Genomic DNA, 18488 nt, shown 5'->3' on the forward strand with positions numbered 1-18488 from the left:
TATGTAAGTCATTTTTTAGCTCAGTTGCCGCATGGCTCGCCGCAAAAGCGGCGGCGGGCGGTCGCCCTTGCCAAAATGACCTGCCATTTTGGGACTAAATATTCTGAATGGCGGCCAGAATAGCCTGCGTGGCGGCGACCGGATCGGCGACGCGGGTGATCGGACGGCCCACCACCACATGCGAGGCGCCGTTGCGGAAAGCGTCTTCCGGCGTGGCGATGCGCTGCTGGTCATCGACCGAAGCCCCGACCGGACGTACGCCCGGCGTCACGATCAGGAAATCAGCGGGCACACGGGCGCGGATCATGGCCGCTTCGTGCGGCGAGGCGACCACGCCATCCATGCCGCAAGCCACGGCCTGATCGACGCGACGCAGCACCAGATCGGCCAAGGGCACGCCATAGCCCATCTCGTCGAGATCGTCCTGCGTCAGGCTGGTCATGACGGTGACGCCGATGATTTTCGTGTTGGGATTGGAGCGGCCCTTAATCGCGGCCTTCATGACCTGCGGTTCGGCATGTACCGTTAGCAGATCACAGGCGCCGGAAGACGCCGCCTTGGCCGCACCTTCGACCTGGGCGCCGATATCGTGCAGTTTCCAGTCCTGAAAGACCTGCTTGCCTTGCGCCGCCAGCTCTTCGCACAGACGCAAACCGCCCTGAGCCAAAAGCGTCAGGCCGATCTTGTAGTAGCTGACGCTGCCGCCAAGGATTGTCACCAGGGCGCGCGCTGAGGCGAGGTCGGGTTCATCAAGGGCGACGATCAGGCGGGGATCGGCTTTCAGCATGCTACACATCTCTGCAAGGGGTTGCGATTAAGGGCGAATTGCTGTGTGGTGGCTTTCATTCGCTTGATACGGTCTGGGCCAGCCAATGACTTCTCATTGAGTTCTACGTCAACTTTTTCATTACGCTTTTTGCCCTGATCGATCCGATCGGCAATGTGCCCATTTTCGCGGCCGCCACCCAGAGCCAGAGCGTGCGTTCGCGCCGGTTGCTCAGTCTCTATATCGCCATTTTCACGGCGATCATCCTGACCCTGTTCTTCTTCGCCGGACTCAGCATCCTGAAGTTTTTCGGCATTTCGATGGATTCCTTCCGTATCGCCGGCGGGCTGATCCTGTTCCTGATGGGGCTGGATATGGCGCGCGGCGATTTTCTGGAGACCTTCAGCCATGCCGAGGAGGTCAAGAGCGGGGGTGATCCGGCTACTGGCGTCCAGCCGCTCGGTCACCGCGAGAGCGCCAAGAAATCGTTTGAAAAGCTGGTGGTGCCGTTCGCCTTTCCGCTGATGGTCGGTCCCGGCACGATCTCGACCGCTGTCATTCAGGCCGATGTGGCGGCCAAGATGGGCATCTGGGGCACCGTCGCCGGCGTAGCGGCGATCTTCACCACAAGCGCCGCGGTTCTGGTCACCCTGTTGTTTTCCAACACGATTTCACGGGTTTTCGGGCGTGTCGGCATGGTTGTGGTGGTGCGGGTGCTGGGTCTGATCCTGTGCGCCCTGTCGGTGCAGATCATCATTTCGTCGGTGAGCGAGATAACGCACAATCTGATCCTGCCGAGCGCCGCCCATCCGTATGAGAGCACCACGCATCATCGTTAAATTAGTTTACCGATGAATTTTGCGCAACTGACCTGACGCCAGTTCCATCGTCCAGTCACCGGGCACAATATTTAGCAAGGCCGCCACGGCTTTATTTGGTGCGCCGGGCACGCAGCACGGGCGGTTGGCTTCGGCGGCGACATAACCCTCACGCGCCACCTCATCCGCGCCCATCCACCACCATTCGGGGACGGCCTTGGAGAGCTTGGAGCGCGTGCCGACCACGTCGTGAAATTCCGAATAGGTCCAACCGGGACAGAGTGCGCTGACGTGGACGCCGTGATCGCGCACCTCCAGATGCAGGCTTTGCGAGAAGCGCGTCAGGAAGGTTTTGATCGGGCCATAAAGCGTGTCGCCCGGCGAGGCCGGCAGGAAGCCTGCGAGCGAGGCGACATTGATGATGCGGCCAAATTTCTGCTCGATCATGCCGGGCAGGAAGCGGTGCGTCAGCTCCATCGGTGCCATCATCATGACCTGCATGAAGGCCTTGTGCTGTTCCAGGTTGTTAGCGACGAAGCCGCCGGGCTGGCCATAGCCGGCATTGTTGACCAGTCCGTCGACATTGCGGCCAAGCGCCAGAAGGCTCTTTTGCAAGTCTTCCGGCGCATGGACTTCGGCCAGATCGGCCGGCAGGGCGTGGGCTTCGACGCCGAAACGCAGGCGGATTTCCTCGGCCAGTTTTTCCAGACGATCGGCACGGCGGGCGGTCAGGGCCACGTCCCAGCCGTGTGAGGCATAGGCGCGGGCGAAGGCCAGGCCAATGCCCGAGGAAGCTCCGGTGATCAGGACAAGACGGCGGGACAAGTCGTTACCTCAGTTAGATTCAGGCCAGAAACGCAGGCAGGAAGCGAACACGAGCGCCGCTGAAAATGCAAGTAAATTCCAAGCCTTCAGACTTGGAAAGCACCCCGCCTTTGGCAGAGCCTTAACCGGCAAATGAGCCTTTAAACCGCGTATTCAACCGGCAGATCAGCCGTATGTTTGAGCAGATCGGCCACGGTAAAGGTGGAAAGGCTTTTGGCCGCAGCGATATTAGCCGCCATCATCGCCTCATTGACCGCCTTGGGAATGGCCTGGCTGATCGGGCAGCCTTCGGCGCCCAGCGGCGCGGAGCCGAGGTGGGCGCAGCCATTGACGGCCTTTAGGATTTCATCGAGCTTGATGTGTTCCGGTTTTTTCAGCAGCCATGCCCCGCCGGAAACGCCTGAGCAGGTGGCCAGCAGACCGGCCTTGGCCAGTTGCGTGGTCATGCGGCGGATAACGACCGGATTGGTCGGGATGGAGGCGGCGAGCACAGACGAAGATACCGCCTGTTCACGAGAATAGGCGTTACGGTGGGCGAGGTAGGCCAGCGTGTGGGCGGCCACGGGAAATCTTTGACTATCTGACATTTGCGCTACTTTGATACGACAATTCCGGCCATCTTCATAGGGGGTTTCGCCCATCCCCTGCTGAGGCCGCAAGAATCCTGATTGAATATGGCTATAAATGGGCGTAAGAGCGCCGAGTTCAAGCGAGGGCCTCCCAAAGTGACTTTGTGTCATCTGCCATTGGCGCCTTCAGGAGAGTATACATGACCGGGGATACCCCTTCTGAGACGCCGGCCTCCCCGCCGGGCTCGGACACGACCAGCGCGCCCCAGAGTGGCACGGCTCAAGACACATCTACATCCTCACCTAACGTCAACCCCGCGGACCCGCATGCTTCCGAAGCTGAGGCGGTGTCGAGTCATGGTCATGGCAAGGAAGGCTTTCTGGCGCTGGCCGTAGGCTCTGTCGGTGTGGTGTTCGGCGATATCGGCACAAGCCCGCTCTACGCCATGCGCGAAGCCCTGTTCCACACCCGCGAAGGCACCAATGCCGAACTGGCGATCAAGGGCGTGATTTCGCTGGTCTTCTGGGCCCTGGTCATGATCGTGACCGTCAAATACGTGCTGTTCCTGATGCGCGCTGACAACAAGGGCGAAGGCGGCACCCTGGCCCTGATGGCGTTGGCGCAAAAAGCACTCGGTAAATATTCCCCGACCGTCTTCTTTCTCGGTATCTGCGGCGCGGCGCTTTTCTACGGCGACGGCATCATCACCCCGGCCGTTTCGGTGCTGGGCGCCGTCGAAGGTCTGAAGGACGCGCCCGGAATCGGCGGCAATGTCCATCACCTGATTGTGCCGATTTCCGCCATCATCCTGATCGCCCTGTTCATGGTGCAATCGAAGGGCACGGCCAAGGTGGCGAAATTCTTCGGCCCTATCACGGTGCTATGGTTCCTGACCCTGGGCGGTCTTGGACTTTATCATATCTTCGATCAGCCCGGCATTATGGTGGCCCTGATGCCGCAATATGGCATCGAGTTCCTGATCGCCAACGGCTTTACCGGCTTTGTCATCCTGGGCTCGGTCTTCCTCGCCGTCACGGGCGCCGAGGCGCTCTATGCCGATATGGGCCATTTCGGCAAGAAGCCGATCCAGTATGCGTGGCTGTTCTTCGTCCTGCCCTGCCTGACGCTCAACTATCTCGGTCAGGGCGCGCTCACCCTGGCCGATCCGTCGGCGCGTGAGAATCCGTTCTGGCGCATGGTGCCCGATATCGCCTACTGGCCGATTTTCCTGCTGGCCACCTGCGCCACGGTCATCGCTAGCCAGGCCGTCATCACCGGCGCGTTTTCGATGACGCAACAGGCGGTTCAGCTTGGTCTTCTGCCGCGCATTGATATCAAGCGCACCTCGGAAACCCAGGCCGGCCAGATTTTCGTGCCGCAGATCAACACCATGCTGATGGTCGGCGTGCTGGTTCTGCTGTTCGTCTTCCGCTCAACCGACCGCCTGACCTCGATGTATGGCATCGCCGTCACCGGCGCCATGCTGGTCGATACGCTGCTGGCCTATGTCTTCCTGCGCCATGTCTGGAAGTGGAAGCGCTGGCAGGCCTGGGCTCTGCTGGTGCCACTCGGCGCGCTCGATCTGATCTTCTTCGGCTCCAATCTGCTCAAGATTCCGCAAGGCGCCTGGCTGCCGCTGCTACTCGGTGCCATGCTCGTGCTGATCATGCTGACCTGGGCCACCGGCACCCGCACCCTGACCGAAAAGTCGCGCCGTGACAGCGTCGCCCTGCTCGATCTGGTTGATATGCTGAAAAAGCGTCCGCCGCACCGCGTGGCCGGCACCGCGATCTTTCTGACCTCAGATGCTGAGTTCGGCGCCCGTCGCCCTGATGCACAATCTCAAGCACAACAAGGTTTTGCACGAGAAGAACATCATTCTGACTGTGAAGACGATCGGCGTGCCGCGTGTGGCGGAAGACAAGCGTGTCACCATCGAGCTGATCAACGAGGACTTCAAGAAGGTGACGCTGCACTATGGCTTCATGGAAAGCCCGAACCTGCCGCGCGCGCTGGGCCTGTGCCGCAAGCTCGGCCTCAAGTTCGATATCATGGCCACCAGCTTCTTCCTTGGTAAGCGCAATGTCGTCCCGTCGGCCAATTCGGGTATGCCGCTGTGGCAGGACAAGCTGTTCATCTTCCTGATGAAAAACGCCGCTAACCCGACCGAGTTCTTCCATATCCCGCCGGGACGTGTGGTCGAACTGGGGACGCAGGTGACGGTGTAACGCCACAGCTTAAATCTATACAAAATCTATACACCCCGCCCTGTCTTCGATACGCTATATGTGCGCGCTTTGATAACTCGTATAAGGGCCGGAAAGACTATATGGCGAACGACATTACCGGCCAGACCGAGCCGGGTCACGGCAAGTCGGGTCAAACGGCGCTGATGATCGGCGCGGTCGGCGTGGTGTTTGGCGATATCGGCACCAGCCCGCTCTACGCCATGAAGGAAGCGCTGCATCATGCGCGCGCCGGCACGGATCCGCATCTGGCGACCTACGGCGTCATCTCTCTCGTTTTCTGGGCGATGGTTCTGCTGGTGACGATCAAATACGTCATCTTCCTGATGCGGGCGGATAATGCCGGCGAGGGCGGCACCCTGGCCCTGATGGCGCTGGCACAAAAGGCGCTCGGCCGCTATTCCCCGACCGTGTTCTTTCTCGGCGTCTGCGGTGCGGCGCTTTTTTATGGCGACAGTATCATCACCCCCGCCCTGTCGGTTTTGAGCGCGGTCGAAGGCGTTAAGGATGCGCCGGGCATCGGCCACAGTCTCGATCAGTATATCCTGCCCATCGCCTTCGTTATTCTGATCGCCCTGTTTCTGGCCCAGTCGCGCGGTACGGAGAAGGTGGCGCGGCTGTTTGGCCCGATCATGCTGCTGTGGTTTGTCGTCATCGCCGGGATGGGCGTCTATTACATCATTCAAAAGCCGGCGATCCTGGCGGCGCTCAGCCCGCACTACGGCCTGAGCTTTCTGTTGGCCAACGGTGTCACCGGCTTTATCATTCTGGGCAGCGTATTTCTGGTCGTGACCGGCGCCGAGGCCCTCTATGCCGATATGGGCCATTTCGGTAAAAAGCCGATCAACCGGGGCTGGATCTGGATCGTTTTCCCGGCGCTGATGCTCAACTATCTGGGCCAGGGCGCCCTGACCCTGGTTGACCCGACCGCGCAAAGCAACCCGTTCTGGCGCATGGTGCCGGAAGCCTTCTACTGGCCGGTTCTTATCCTGGCCGGACTGGCCACGGTCATCGCCTCGCAGGCCGTCATCACCGGTGCTTTTTCCATGACACAGCAGGCAGTGCAGCTTGGGCTTCTGCCGCGCATGGATATCCGCCGTACTTCCGAGACCCAGGCCGGGCAGATCTTCGTGCCGCAGATGAACACGATGCTAATGATCGGTGTCGTCTTCCTGGTGGCCATTTTCAAAAGCTCCGAAGCCCTGACCTCGGCCTATGGTATCGCTGTCACCGGCACCATGTTCATCAGCACCATCATGGCCTATATCGTCATTCGCAAGATCTGGCTGTGGTCGCGCTTGCGCACCCTGGCCCTGCTGGTGCCGCTTGGCATCATCGAGGCGATTTTCATGGCCTCCAACCTGACCAAGCTTTTGTCGGGCGCTTGGATGCCTCTGGCGTTTGGCGGTATCCTGATCTTCGTCATGGCCACCTGGATCAAGGGCTCGCACATTCTGGCGGCCAAGGCGACGCGTGACAGCCTGCCCCTGAGCGATCTGGTGGAGATGATGAAGAAGCGCCCGCCGCACCGCGTGGCCGGCACCGCCATCTTTCTGACCTCGGACGCTGACGTTGCGCCGGTGGCCCTGATGCACAACCTCAAGCACAACAAGATGCTGCATGAAAAGAACGTCGTGCTGACGGTCAAAACCGCCAATACCCCGCGCGTCGATCTTGATCAGCGGGTCACCATCACGCCGCTCAACGACGATTTCACCGTCGTCACCCTGACCTTCGGCTTTATGGAAACGCCCAACATTCCGCAGGCCCTGGGCATTTGCCGCAAGCGCGGCCTGAAGTTCGACATCCTCTCCACCAGCTTCTTTGTCGGCAAACGCTCTGTGGTGCCGTCGGCCAATTCGGGCATGCCGCTGTGGCAGGACAAGCTGTTCATCTTCCTGATGAAAAACGCCGCTAACCCGACCGAGTTCTTCCATATCCCGCCGGGACGTGTGGTCGAACTGGGGACGCAGGTGACGGTATAAAAAGCCGCTGGTGAGAACCTGTGGCCCCTTGCCGTTAACGCAAAACCGCTTGTATGAAATTCGCGGCGGGCCTAAAGCGGAAGCGCACCCCAATTGAGTATGTCCGTGGCTGAAATCGAAACTCCCGAAGCGCCTGAAAACCAGCCTGGGCGCAAGTCCTCCGGGCTGGTCAAGAACTCTCTGATCAACAGCTTCTTCACCCTGATCAGCCGCTTCATGGGGCTGGCGCGCGATCTGGTTATCTCGGCCGTGCTCGGCGCGTCGGGCAATATCGCCGCCGACGCCTATTACACCGCGCTCAGCTTCCCCAACCTGTTCCGCCGCATCTTTGCCGAGGGCGCCTTCACCGCCGCCTTTGTGCCGTCCTATTCGGCGGTTCTGGTGCAGGAAGGCCCGGAAGCCGCCGACAAGCTGGCGCGCGACGCCATGGCCACCCTGACCTTCGCCACACTCGTTCTGACCTTGGCCTCGCAACTGACCATGCCGTGGCTGATGCACGTCATCAATCCCGGCTATTTCAGCGACCCGGCCAAGTTCAAGCTGGCCATCATCCTGACCCAGATAACCATGCCCTATCTGCCGTGCATGGCCATCGTGGCGCTGATGTCAGGTGTGCTCAATGCGCGCGGTCGCTTTATCATCTCGGCTGCCGTGCCGACTGTGCTCAATGCCGTCATGCTGATCGCCGTCATTCCGCAGCACGATCCGATTCAGGCGGCCTATGCGGCCTCATGGGGCGTGCTGGCCGCCGGTATCCTGCAAGCGGGCCTGCTGTTCTGGGGTATCCGCCGTGTCGGGGCGAAGATCGGCGTACTCGTCCTGCCGCGCCTGACACCCGATATTAAAAAGCTGATGTGGCTGGCCATTCCCGGCGCTCTGGCCGCCGCCGCCACTCAGATCAACGTCTTTATCTCGCAGGCCTTTTCCTCGGCTGTGCCCGGCGCGCGTTCGTGGCTGAACTACGCCGACCGCCTTTATCAACTGCCGCTCGGGCTTGTGGGTGTCGCCATTGGCGTGGCCCTTCTGCCGGCGCTGTCGCGTGCGGTGCAGGCGCAGGATCATGACGGCGCGCAGAACACCATGGACGACGCCCTCATCTTCTCTATGGCCCTGACCCTGCCGGCTGCCGCCGCGCTGATCGCCATTCCGTTCTTCCTGATCGACGGCCTGTTCACGCGCGGCGAATTCCACGTCTATGACGCCCATCAGACCGCCAGCGCCCTGCTGCATTATGGCTGGGGCGTGCCGGCCTTCGTGCTGACACGCATCCTCAGCCCCGCCTTCTATGCCCGCAAGAACACCTTTGGCCCGATGAAGTTCGCCATGGTCAATGTGGCGGTCAATCTGGTCGTAGGCCTGACCCTGTTCCATTATATCGGCGTGGCCGGTCTTGCCATCGGCACCTCTGCCGGCGCCTGGGCCAATGTCATCCTGATGCTGATCAGCCTGATCCGTCGCAAGATGTGGCACCTCTCTACCCGCAGCGCTTCGGGCCTGACCAAGGTGCTGATCGCCGGCGTCGGCATGGCGGCGTTTCTTTTGGTATGCGATCAGTTCCGCAGCCTGATCGAGGGCCAGATTACCGCCGTCTTCCCGCATGGCGTCAAGGAAATCGCCATTCTGGGGGTTTGTTTCGCCGGCCTCTTCCTTTATATCGGACTGCTCTTTGTAACGGGCGCGATCAAGCCGCGCGAACTGAAGGCGATGCTTAAGCGTCGCTAGGAACTGACATGACCACGACGACCTTCGGGAAACGCATCCTCTCCGGCATCCAGGCCTCTGGCTCGCTGCACCTCGGCAACTATCTCGGCGCGCTGAAGAAGTTCGCCGATATGCAAGGTGATGACGCCGAGCGTTTTTACATGATCGCCGATCTGCACGCGATCACCGTCTGGCAGGAACCGGCCAAGCTGCTTCAGCAAACGCGCGAAATCGCCGCCTGCTATCTGGCCGCCGGCGTTGATATCGACAAGTCGACCATCTTCCCGCAGTCGGCCGTGCGCGCCCACAGCGAAATGGCCTGGCTGCTCAACTGCGTCGCCCGCCTCGGCTGGCTCGACCGCATGACCCAGTTCAAGGACAAGGCTGGCAAGGACAAGGAGCGTGCTTCGGTGGGCCTCTATACCTATCCGGTGCTGCAGGCCGCTGACATTCTCGTTTACAAGGCGACCCATGTGCCGGTCGGCGAGGACCAGCGCCAGCACCTGGAACTGACCCGCGACGTCGCCAAGAAGTTCAACCACGACTTCGACACCGATTATTTCCCGATCCCCGAAACCCTCTATCAGGGGCCCGGCGCGCGCATCATGTCCTTGCGTGACGGCACGGCCAAGATGTCGAAATCCGATCCATCGGATAATTCGCGCATCAACCTGACCGACGACGCCGACACCATCGCTTCCAAGATCAAGAAGGCCAAGTCCGACGCCGACGTGCTGCCGGAAGACGCCGAAGGTCTGGAAAGCCGCCCCGAAGCCAAGAACCTGGTCGGCATCTATGCGGCGCTGGCCGGCGTAACGGTTGCCGACGTGCTCAGGGATTTCGGCGGCAAGGGCTTCGGCACCTTCAAACCGGCCCTGGCTGAGGTCGTGGTCGAAAAAATGTCACCGATTTCGACGAAGCTGCGGCAGCTCATTAACGATCCGGCGGAAATCGACCGGGTTCTGGCCAAGGGCGCCGAGCGCGCCAGTGCCGTGGCCGATCCGGTTGTGAAGGACGTGAAGAAGATTATCGGATTATGGGGGTAGTTGCGGGGTCAAGACCCCTGCACCCCGTTACATAAAGGGAACGGACATGAAGAAACTGGCACTGGTTTTCGTGGGCGCCGCCCTCGCACTCACCGCTTGCGACAAGGCTAAGGAGACCACCACGGTCTCGTCTACCAGCGACGCCAGCGGCGAGGTGGTCAAGGCCAGCCTCAACATGACGGACTATGCTATGCGGGCGGCGCTCGGCAACAATCCGAACACCGCCGCCTACGTCACCATCGCCAACAAGGGCAGCACCGCCGATCGCCTGCTCTCCGCCTCCTGCACCTGCGCCACCACCACAACCCTGCATACCATGAAGATGAATGGCACGGTGATGGAAATGGCCGAGGCCAACGATGGCTTCGAGATCCTCTCCGGCGACACCCTGACCTTCGCCCCCGGCGGTAATCACATCATGTTGGAAGGCCTGACCGAACGCCCCAAGGCGGGCGATAAGGTCGATGTCACGCTGGTGTTTGAAAAGGCCGGCCCGATTACCCTGTCCATGCCCGTCTCCAACACGCCCTTGGCCAAGACCGGCACGTCCGGTAACATGGATCACGGCGACATGAAGATGTAAGTCAGCTTTTCAGGGTTTCCGCCATGAAGTCCTGAAACGCTTCCAGGGTTGAGGCCAGCGCCGCCTGGTCATAGGCCATGATCCGTGTCTTATCGATGCCCTCTTCGTCAAAGGCATGGGTGGCGTTGAAGGTCAGGGTCTCGACCGCTACGCCCTGTTTGCGCAAACTCCGCACCAGTTTCAGCGAATGACGATAGCTGGCGAGGTGATCTTTCAGCGTCAGCACCGCCATCGTCTTCGGCTTGTGCGCCCACGGCCGAGTTACCGAGCGCGCCATGATATTGATATAGGGGTAGACGAGGAACAGCCCCGTCACGCCATCCAGCCATGACGCCGCCGGATCGCTGAGGCGGGCATCACCGGGCTTGTCGAGCTTTTGCGTCATCAGATCCATAATGGCCCAGGCGCCGTGGCTCCAGCCGGCCAGCATAAGGCGCGACCTATCGATCTCTGGCCGTTGCGACACACCATAAAGCGCCGCCAGCACATCGCCGGAACGTTCATAGCCGCGCAGTTTCAGCCCCTTGCACACCCAGTTCGAGGCGTGTTTGCGCGACCACCCGCGGGGTGCGAAACTATCGATGATATAGGCGCGGATGCCGGCCCGCGCCGCCATCTGGCAATAGATCAGCAGGTTTTCGGCAATGCCGCCGCAGCCATGAAACAGCAGAATCGCCGGGCGCGGCAGATCATCCGGCGGGCCGTAGGTCAGAATATGGGGCGCCAGTCTCTCAAAGCGCTGGTGCAGCGTATCGAGCGCCATGGCGTTTAACCGGCTGCGCGTTCGGAAGCTTGCGGCAGGTCGAAAAGCCCGGTGGTGAAACTCAGAAGGGTTTCGAGCGAGGTCTGCATGATATCGGCGTCATACCTCATCACCATGCCCTTATTGTCTTCCTCATCGAAGGCGTGTGTGGCGTCGAGTTGTAGCGTGGTGACATCGACGCCTTGCGCCTGCAATTTTAGAAAGGTTTTTTCGGCATGCTTGATCGGTGTTAGATGATCTTTCTTCGCCAGCACGGCAAAGGTTCTGGGTTTGAACTGCCAGGGCACCGAATTGGTGCGGGCGGGAAAATTGAGATAGGCATAGATGAGGAAAAGGCCCTTCACGCGCGCGACCAGAGCCGGATCGGGATCGGCGATCTTGACGTTGCCAGACGTGCTCAGCGGTGAGGTCATCAGGTCCATGATCGACCAGCCGCCATGGCTGAAACCGGTGAGGATCACCTTGTCCATATCGACGCGGCCGCTTTGCTTAAGCCCCCACAGCACCGACAGCACATCACCGGCGCGCTCATAGCCCTGCAACACCGCGCCAGTGCAGATTAATGAGACGGCAAAGTTACGATCCCAGCCACGCGGTGTGAAACTATCGACGACATAGGCGCGCGCACCGGTCAGGGCCACGGCTTGCGCATAAAGGTGAACGTGGGGCCGCATGCCGCCGCAGCCATGGAACATAACGACCGCCGGTCGGACCAGCTCATCCTGCGGCCCGTACACCGTGATGTGCGGTTCCAGCAGAGCATAGCGCTGCGCCATCGTATCCATGTCATTCCCCCATTCTTGTAGCTCAAGCGCCCCCTTGAGCTCTGAAATCCTAGATAAAGGTATCCTTGAGGAAACCTTCGAACGCCGCCACGGTTTTTTCATGGCTACGCTGATCATAGGCCATTAGCGGACCAAAATGAAGACTGCTGTCTTCATCGAAGCAATGGGTGCAATCGAGATCGAGCCGTTCGATCGGCACGCCCTCGCTTTTCAAATGATTGAAGATATGGTCGGCGTGGCTGTGTGCGGTCAGGAAATCCTGTTTGGCCAGCACGGCCAGTGTCTTGGGATTATATTCCCAGCCATGCGTATTGGAACGCGCTGGGAAATTGACATACGGATAGACGAGGAACACACCCTTGACGCCCGCCATCGGCTCTGGAGTCGGGTTTTTCAGGCGGGCTTCGCCGTCGCGGGTCAGCTTTTCGGTCATCAGGTCCATAATGGCCCAGCCGCCGTGGCTCCAGCCAGCCAGCATGATCTGGTCGGCATCGACCTCCGGACGCTGGCCGAGGCCCCAGATCGCCGCCAGCACATCGCCCGAACGTTCATAGCCATGCAGGGCCAGGCCGGTGCAGACCAAACTCATCGCGGCATTGTGATCCCAGCCGCGCGGCAGGAAGGAATCGATGACATAGGCGCGATAGCCGAGCGCCTCGGCCTGACGGGCATAGGCATGGATATGATCGCGCACGCCATTACAGGCGTGAAAAAGCAGCACGGCCGGGCGCGGCGTCTTGTCGCTGGGGCCGTAGGCGGTGATGTAGGGTTCAAGGATGGAAAATCGGTGCTGAATTGTATCGAGCAATCACTTTATCCCTTGCAAAACGCCTGAACTGTCACACATATGGTTACGTATTGATGGTGCACCGCAGGATCATCCTCTGGTGAATCAGAAATCGGCCCTAAAAGCCAGTGTTTAATATATTTAGCCAGCGAGTTCTTTCCTTATGACGACCCCTTCGCGCACCCCGAATTACCCTATCCTGCCACAGTTTACCGAGCGTTGGTCGCCCCGCGCCTTTGCCGACAAGCCTGTGACCGAGGAGCAGGTTTTGACTGTTCTCGAAGCCGCGCGCTGGGCGCCGTCGGCCTCCAACCTACAGCCGTGGCGTTTCTTTTATGGCGTGAAGGGGCAGCCGGAATTCGACACCCTGTTGTCGCTGCTGATCCCCTTCAACGAAGGCTGGGCGAAGAATGCCGGCGCCCTGATCTTCGTCACCTCGGTCAAGACGTTTGATGGCGAGCGCCAAAACATCACCAACAGCTTTGACGCCGGTTCGGCCTTTATGTCGCTGAGCCTGCAAGCCCATGCGCTCGGCCTCGTGGCCCACTGCATGGCGGGCATAGAGTATGACAAGGCGCCGATTGTGCTCGAACTGCCGGAAAACCTCAAGGTCGAGGCCGCCGTCGCCATTGGTTATCAGGGCGATGTCAGCACCCTGGCTGATTTCCTTCAGCCGCGTGAGGCGCCTTCGCAGCGTCAGGCCCTGTCGGATATGGCCTTCAAGGGCAAGTTCACCGGTGACATCAAAGCGCCGGTTTAAGCTTTAAGGTAGGCCCCATAAGAAAGCCCCCTGAAGTTTAACTTCAGGGGGCTTTTTGCTGAGCTTGGAAGTAAGAAACCCCACCACCATTTCGCTAGTCCTCACTTGAGGCGTGGTGGTGGTGGGGTTTCTTACTTGAATTAGTGTCTGAAAACTCTAACGCCGGTGAAGACCATCGCCAGTCCGGCGGCGTCGGCGGCGTCGATCACCGCTTGATCGCCCATCGAACCGCCCGGCTGGATGATGGCGGTGGCGCCGGCAGCAGCGGCTTCCAGCAGGCCATCGGGGAACGGGAAGAAGGCTTCCGAGGCGCAGGCCGACCCCTTGGCCAGAGACTCGGTCAGGCCCAGACCTTCCGCGGCCTCCTGAGCGCGCAGGCGGGCGATGCGGGCGGAATCGCGGCGGTTCATCTGACCGGCGCCGATACCCGCCGTGCGGCCATCCTTGGCGTAGACGATGGCGTTCGACTTGACGTGCTTGGCGATGGTGAAGGCGAACAGCATGTCCTCAATCTCGGCTGGGGTCGGCTGGCGCTTGGTGACCACTTTCAGATCCGCCGCGGTGATGCGGGCGGTGTCGCGCGACTGGACCAGCATGCCGCCGGCCACCGAACGGAACACCTGACCGCCGGCCAGCGGATCGGGCAGGGAGCCGGTGATCAAGAGGCGCAGGTTCTTCTTGGCGGCGAACACGGCGATGGCGTCTTCATCGACATCCGGCGCCACCACCACCTCGGTGAAGACCTCGACGATCTTTTCGGCGGTGGCCTTGTCGAGCTTGCGGTTGAGCGCCACGATGCCACCGAAGGCCGACACCGGATCGCATTCGAGCGCGCGCTTATAGGCGGTCAAAAGGTCCGGGCCGGTGGCGACGCCGCACGGATTGGCGTGCTTGACGATGACGCAGGCGGCCGAAGCGGCGGGGTCGAATTCCGACGCCAGTTCGATGGCGGCGTCGGTATCGGCGACGTTGTTGTAGCTCAGTTCCTTGCCCTGCAATTGCTTGGCGGTAGCGACGCCGGGGCGATCTTCGCCGGTCTTGTAGAAGGCGGCGGACTGGTGTGGGTTTTCACCGTAGCGCATGGTTTGCAGGCGGGTGGCGCCGATGGTCTTGCGTTCGGGGTAGGCATCGCCCAACTGACCGGCGAACCAGGTCGAGACGGCGGCATCGTAAGAGGCTGTGCGGGCGAAAGCGCGGGCAGCCAGGGATTTACGAAGGGCCAGCGATGTCGTGCCGGTGTGCTTAAGGGCGGCTAGCACTTCATCCATGCCGGCCTTGTCGACGCACACGCTGACATAGGGGTGGTTCTTGGCCGATGAGCGGATCATGGCCGGTCCGCCGATGTCGACGTTTTCGATGGCGGCTTCAAAGGCCCCGCCGCTTTGAATAGTGGCCTCGAACGGATAGAGGTCGATCCAGACGATATCGATCGGCTGGATGTCGTGGTCTTTCAGCGCCTGCGCGTGTTCGGGGGCATCACGATAGGCGAGCAGCGCGCCGTGCACCTTAGGATGAAGCGTCTTGACGCGACCATCCATCATTTCCGGAAAACCGGTAATGTCGGCCACGTCCCTGACGGCGATATTGGCCTTTTGCAGGGCCGCCTTGGTGCCGCCGGTCGAGAGCAGTTCAACGCCGGCCGCGACGAGCGCTTGGCCGGCTTCGATCAGGCCGGTCTTGTCGGAGAGCGAGATCAGGGCGCGTTTCGGGGTGACGAGATCGGCGGCGGGTGGAAAATCAGGAGCGGCGGGCATGGGCTATCCGTATGTGGGGGGAGGAAATTTGCCCCGCATGTACACGAACCCGTCACATTTGCCTAGGCCAGCGGGATAACAAGCTGCGACCACATATGACAAAACCCCCGCCGCGGGTGAGCACGGCCCAAAAACTCACAACGAAACCTCCGCCGTGGGTGAGCATGGCCCAAAGATTTATAACAAAACCTCCGCCGTGGGTGAGCACGGCGGAGGCTTCGCTGGTCATCGCGATCTCAAACTACCAGGGGTACTTAGTAGCGAGACCCGTAGCGATCACCATTGCTGTAGTGCTTGTAGCTGTTGTAGCGAACCGGCTGGCTGCGGTAGCCATAGTTGCGGTCCTCATAACGCTGGCGTTCCATGGCGGCTTCGGCCTTGTTACAGGTGTCCTTGCCCTGATCCTTGCCGAGTTTGTTGCCCAGCAGGCCGCCGACGACGGCGCCGCCAACGGCGCCCAGACCCTTTTCATTCTTGGCGACCTGGCTGCCCAGCAAACCGCCGGCCAGAGCGCCGAGGATGGCGCCGGTCTTGGCGCTGTTCGACTTGGTGACCTCGCACTGATAGGTGGTGCGGGCCGAAGCCGAGGTCGGGGCCATGACAGCCGTGGTGGAACCGATGATCAGGCCGGAAGTGACAACAGCGGCCATAGTGTTTTTAAAGATCTTGCTCATAACTTTAGTCCTTCGTGTCTGTGGCGACCGGTTGATCCGATGTGCCGTTCATGAGGACAGTTATAGCCCCCTGAACCTGAACGGGATTTGACGGCTTCGTTCATGCCTGTTCAGGAAAGCATTTATTTTTGAAGCGCTTAGACAGGGCTGTCATCCTGATAGAAAAGGGCCCCGCTAAGATCAGCGGGGCCCTTTTCTATCAGGTCGGTCTAAAATTATTTTAGCGAACGTAGCGATAAACGACCTTGTGGCGGCGACCGTGCTTGTCGGTTTCATAGACTGTGCGCGTGCGATAGGCCTCTTCATCGACGCAACGCTTTTTGGCATTGTTCTTGCCGACCTTGTTGCCGATCAGACCCCCGGCCACCGCGCCGCCGACCGTGCCGAGACCGCGCTCATTCTTGGATATCTGGCTGCCGATCAGCCCGCCTGCGATGGCGCCTACGACCGCGCCCTTCTGGCCGGACTGCTTTTGCTCATACTTGCAGCGATATTGCGGATAGGCCTGCGAGACCGAAGGGATCGCGGCGGTGCCGGCGACAAGACCCAGAGTAACCAGGGCGGCGGCGGTAGTTTTCAGAAAACGTGACATGACAATACTCCTTGTGCGCATTTCGGAGCGCGGATTTAGCCGGGAGTATCCGTTTTACGATGTAAAGATGCAGTCAGGAGAATAGGCTGATCCTGTAAAGACCTGGCGTCACGCCTCGGCCGGAGACAGCTTCCAGCGCAGGCGCGTCACTGTATCTAAGCGAGCGGTGCCATGCAGGGTGATCAGGGTGGTTTTGCGCGCCACACCCTTTTCAAACACCATGCCCTCATCGAGCGTCACATCACGGGCGTCATGGCGCAGCCACCAGCCACGGCCACCGGGGCCGCGCAACAGGATGCTTTTCTTGTCGCGCGCCATTGAGGCCTGAACCTCCGGATGGAGCAGGAAGCGCACCGTGTAGTTGGCGTTGAGCGGCAGGTTTTTGTTCTTGCTGGCGATCGGCGTCAGGCGTTCTTCGCCGCGCAGTTCGTCACGCAGGGCATCGACATAGAGGCGGCGCTCGTGCTTGACGCCAAACTTCGGCCGCCAGCCCTCGTGCTCCATCTCCAGCAGGGTGCCGGATTCCTCAGCCTCGACGCGGCGGCTGCGCACCTTGTAACGCAGACCCTCCAGCGTGAAGTGCAGCAGTTCGCCGAACTTACCCGACAGCGGCTTGAGGATGACTTCATCGCCGATACTCAACGTATTGGCCCCGCCAATCACACGAAAGGCCTCACGATCAGACTGCGCCGGTGACCAGCCGGGCGACACGATCAGCTTGTCACGCCCGCCCGAAACCTCGAAGCTCATCGGATAGTCACAGGCGGCAAAGCCGAAATCGCCAGCCTTGGCCTCGCCGGTATCGACATAGACGCTTAAAGACCGGCCGAGCATACAGTGATAGCGGCCCTGTTCGAGCACAGTCGGCAAATTGGAGGCGCTGGCTTCGGTCTGGATCATGGCTGGCGCGATCTGGTCTTCCAGCAGCGATTCCGAACCCTGAAAAGCGACCAGACTGCCATCGGGGTGGCTAAGCGTGCGGACAAAGCGCGACAGGCGATCGATATGCTGCTCAATGTAATCGGGCACCGCCTGGCTGCGCTGGCTCAGGCCATCGATCAGCAGCAGCAGGTCGTAGAGCAGTTCCAGACCCTGCTGCGGACTGCGCGAGGCATGGCTGCCATCGCTCAGCATGGCTTTGCGCAAAGAGCGCGGCAAGCGTTTCAGGCCCTTCTTGCGGAAGGCATCGCCGACACCGCCCGACAGCACACAGCCAACCGCCACCAGCGCTACAGCGCGACTGGCCTGATGCGCGGCGTTCTGGTGCAGGCGCAGCAGGTGGCGGCCCTGTTCGGCCAGAGATTGCGACAGGAGATGCACCTCTTCCGGGCGCGATACGGCGGCCATGCGGCGGGTATGGATGGCCAGGTTGATCAGGCGGCGCGGCAGGACTTCCTCGCCCCAGGTGAAGGGGGTCCAGCTTCTGAAAGTGCGCTGCCACAGCAGGAACAGGCGCATGGCCTCGCGTGCGCCGTCATCGCCCTGCGTCATCAGGTCGGAGAGCCACGAGAAACGGTGCAGTTCGATGGCGAAGGCGCGGGTCGGCGACGGACGGTTCCATGGATCGCCGGAGCCCTGAACGCTCATGCGCGCATTGGCCAGCGCAAAACGGCCGGAGAGAATGGCCTTGCCGGCAAGCGCGTTGGCGGGACGGCCATCGTGCGGCGCGGCCAGAAAGCCATCCGGCACGCGGCCTTTCAGCGTCAGGCGATAGCCCGGCATACCGAAAAGTTCGGCCCCGGCCTGCTTGCGCAACCACGCCCCAACGACCTTTTGCCAGGGCGTCGCGGCTTTGATCACATCGGCAAGCGGGGTCAACTCATAGGCCTGCAT

General features: G+C 60.8%; 16 protein-coding genes and 1 pseudogene. 7 read left to right on the plus strand and 10 right to left on the minus strand.

From position 1 onward, the window contains the following. Positions 1-94: 94 nt before the first annotated feature. Complete coding sequence (pyrF, locus tag ABQ278_RS01050) at positions 95-784, minus strand: orotidine-5'-phosphate decarboxylase (protein ID WP_349322189.1); 690 nt, start codon at positions 782-784, stop codon at positions 95-97. Positions 785-882: 98 nt separating this feature from the next. Between pyrF and ABQ278_RS01055 the strand changes: the two genes are divergently transcribed. Then, positions 883-1605 (plus strand): MarC family protein, encoded by a 723-nt coding sequence (locus tag ABQ278_RS01055; RefSeq protein ID WP_349322190.1) that lies wholly within the window; start codon positions 883-885, stop codon positions 1603-1605. Positions 1606-1611: 6 nt separating this feature from the next. Here the strand turns inward: ABQ278_RS01055 and ABQ278_RS01060 are convergent, their stop codons facing one another. Continuing rightward, positions 1612-2409, minus strand: coding sequence for an SDR family oxidoreductase (locus ABQ278_RS01060; protein WP_349320809.1), 798 nt, complete (start codon positions 2407-2409; stop codon positions 1612-1614). 140 nt (positions 2410-2549) lie between these two features. Then, positions 2550-2996: an Rrf2 family transcriptional regulator gene (locus ABQ278_RS01065; RefSeq protein ID WP_349320810.1), complete on the minus strand. Its 447-nt coding sequence runs from the start codon at positions 2994-2996 to the stop codon at positions 2550-2552. A 182-nt stretch (positions 2997-3178) separates the two neighbouring features. Between ABQ278_RS01065 and ABQ278_RS01070 the strand changes: the two are divergent. The 5 genes and pseudogenes from ABQ278_RS01070 (at position 3179) to ABQ278_RS01090 (ending at position 10540) form a co-directional block, all read left to right on the plus strand. Continuing rightward, positions 3179-5207, plus strand: a pseudogene (locus ABQ278_RS01070) (potassium transporter Kup). Positions 5208-5308: 101 nt separating this feature from the next. Then, positions 5309-7210, plus strand: a complete 1902-nt coding sequence (locus tag ABQ278_RS01075) for a potassium transporter Kup (RefSeq protein ID WP_349320811.1) — start codon at positions 5309-5311, stop codon at positions 7208-7210. 99 nt (positions 7211-7309) lie between these two features. Continuing rightward, complete coding sequence (gene murJ / locus ABQ278_RS01080; RefSeq protein WP_349320812.1) at positions 7310-8932, plus strand: murein biosynthesis integral membrane protein MurJ; 1623 nt, start codon at positions 7310-7312, stop codon at positions 8930-8932. An 8-nt stretch (positions 8933-8940) separates the two neighbouring features. Then, the gene (gene trpS / locus ABQ278_RS01085; protein WP_349320813.1) at positions 8941-9957 is read left to right on the plus strand and encodes a tryptophan--tRNA ligase; all 1017 of its coding nucleotides are present in this window, start codon (positions 8941-8943) and stop codon (positions 9955-9957) included. A gap of 46 nt (positions 9958-10003) precedes the next feature. After that, positions 10004-10540, plus strand: coding sequence for a copper chaperone PCu(A)C (locus ABQ278_RS01090; RefSeq protein ID WP_349320814.1), 537 nt, complete (start codon positions 10004-10006; stop codon positions 10538-10540). 1 nt (position 10541) lies between these two features. On the opposite strand, the gene ABQ278_RS01095 is transcribed toward ABQ278_RS01090, so the two are convergent. The 3 genes from ABQ278_RS01095 to ABQ278_RS01105 are packed head-to-tail and all read right to left on the minus strand — an operon-like array spanning position 10542 to position 12896. Beyond that, positions 10542-11303: a dienelactone hydrolase family protein gene (locus tag ABQ278_RS01095; protein WP_349320815.1), complete on the minus strand. Its 762-nt coding sequence runs from the start codon at positions 11301-11303 to the stop codon at positions 10542-10544. A gap of 5 nt (positions 11304-11308) precedes the next feature. After that, positions 11309-12088 (minus strand): dienelactone hydrolase family protein, encoded by a 780-nt coding sequence (locus tag ABQ278_RS01100; RefSeq protein ID WP_349320816.1) that lies wholly within the window; start codon positions 12086-12088, stop codon positions 11309-11311. 49 nt (positions 12089-12137) lie between these two features. Continuing rightward, positions 12138-12896 (minus strand): dienelactone hydrolase family protein, encoded by a 759-nt coding sequence (locus ABQ278_RS01105; RefSeq protein ID WP_349320817.1) that lies wholly within the window; start codon positions 12894-12896, stop codon positions 12138-12140. A 142-nt stretch (positions 12897-13038) separates the two neighbouring features. Between ABQ278_RS01105 and ABQ278_RS01110 the strand changes: the two genes are divergently transcribed. Next, a complete protein-coding gene (locus ABQ278_RS01110; protein WP_349320818.1) occupies positions 13039-13635 on the plus strand; it encodes a nitroreductase family protein in 597 nt (198 codons plus the stop codon). Positions 13636-13775: 140 nt separating this feature from the next. Here ABQ278_RS01110 and purH read toward each other — a convergent pair whose 3' ends face one another. The 4 genes from purH to ABQ278_RS01130 form a co-directional block, all read right to left on the minus strand. After that, entirely contained in the window at positions 13776-15389 is a 1614-nt protein-coding gene (purH, locus tag ABQ278_RS01115) for a bifunctional phosphoribosylaminoimidazolecarboxamide formyltransferase/IMP cyclohydrolase (RefSeq protein ID WP_349320819.1), read from the minus strand. Positions 15390-15643: 254 nt separating this feature from the next. Next, positions 15644-16063 (minus strand): glycine zipper 2TM domain-containing protein, encoded by a 420-nt coding sequence (locus ABQ278_RS01120; RefSeq protein ID WP_349320820.1) that lies wholly within the window; start codon positions 16061-16063, stop codon positions 15644-15646. Positions 16064-16283: 220 nt separating this feature from the next. Then, the gene (locus tag ABQ278_RS01125) at positions 16284-16655 is read right to left on the minus strand and encodes a glycine zipper 2TM domain-containing protein (RefSeq protein ID WP_349320821.1); all 372 of its coding nucleotides are present in this window, start codon (positions 16653-16655) and stop codon (positions 16284-16286) included. A 108-nt stretch (positions 16656-16763) separates the two neighbouring features. Continuing rightward, entirely contained in the window at positions 16764-18488 is a 1725-nt protein-coding gene (locus ABQ278_RS01130) for a heparinase II/III family protein (RefSeq protein WP_349320822.1), read from the minus strand.

Origin of the sequence: Asticcacaulis sp. MM231 (assembly GCF_964186625.1) — a bacterium.
Lineage (GTDB): Bacteria > Pseudomonadota > Alphaproteobacteria > Caulobacterales > Caulobacteraceae > Asticcacaulis.

Bases quoted from the DNA above. Each gene is read 5' to 3' on its own strand.
- trpS (WP_349320813.1), top strand. From the start codon at position 8,941: ATGACCACGACGACCTTCGGGAAACGCATCCTCTCCGGCATCCAGGCC.
- ABQ278_RS01110 (WP_349320818.1), top strand. From the start codon at position 13,039: ATGACGACCCCTTCGCGCACCCCGAATTACCCTATCCTGCCACAGTTT.
- ABQ278_RS01130 (WP_349320822.1), bottom strand. From the start codon at position 18,488: ATGCAGGCCTATGAGTTGACCCCGCTTGCCGATGTGATCAAAGCCGCG.
- ABQ278_RS01095 (WP_349320815.1), bottom strand. From the start codon at position 11,303: ATGGCGCTCGATACGCTGCACCAGCGCTTTGAGAGACTGGCGCCCCAT.
- ABQ278_RS01065 (WP_349320810.1), bottom strand. From the start codon at position 2,996: ATGTCAGATAGTCAAAGATTTCCCGTGGCCGCCCACACGCTGGCCTAC.
- purH (WP_349320819.1), bottom strand. From the start codon at position 15,389: ATGCCCGCCGCTCCTGATTTTCCACCCGCCGCCGATCTCGTCACCCCG.
- ABQ278_RS01090 (WP_349320814.1), top strand. From the start codon at position 10,004: ATGAAGAAACTGGCACTGGTTTTCGTGGGCGCCGCCCTCGCACTCACC.
- ABQ278_RS01075 (WP_349320811.1), top strand. From the start codon at position 5,309: ATGGCGAACGACATTACCGGCCAGACCGAGCCGGGTCACGGCAAGTCG.
- ABQ278_RS01120 (WP_349320820.1), bottom strand. From the start codon at position 16,063: ATGAGCAAGATCTTTAAAAACACTATGGCCGCTGTTGTCACTTCCGGC.
- ABQ278_RS01100 (WP_349320816.1), bottom strand. From the start codon at position 12,088: ATGGATACGATGGCGCAGCGCTATGCTCTGCTGGAACCGCACATCACG.
- murJ (WP_349320812.1), top strand. From the start codon at position 7,310: ATGTCCGTGGCTGAAATCGAAACTCCCGAAGCGCCTGAAAACCAGCCT.
- ABQ278_RS01125 (WP_349320821.1), bottom strand. From the start codon at position 16,655: ATGTCACGTTTTCTGAAAACTACCGCCGCCGCCCTGGTTACTCTGGGT.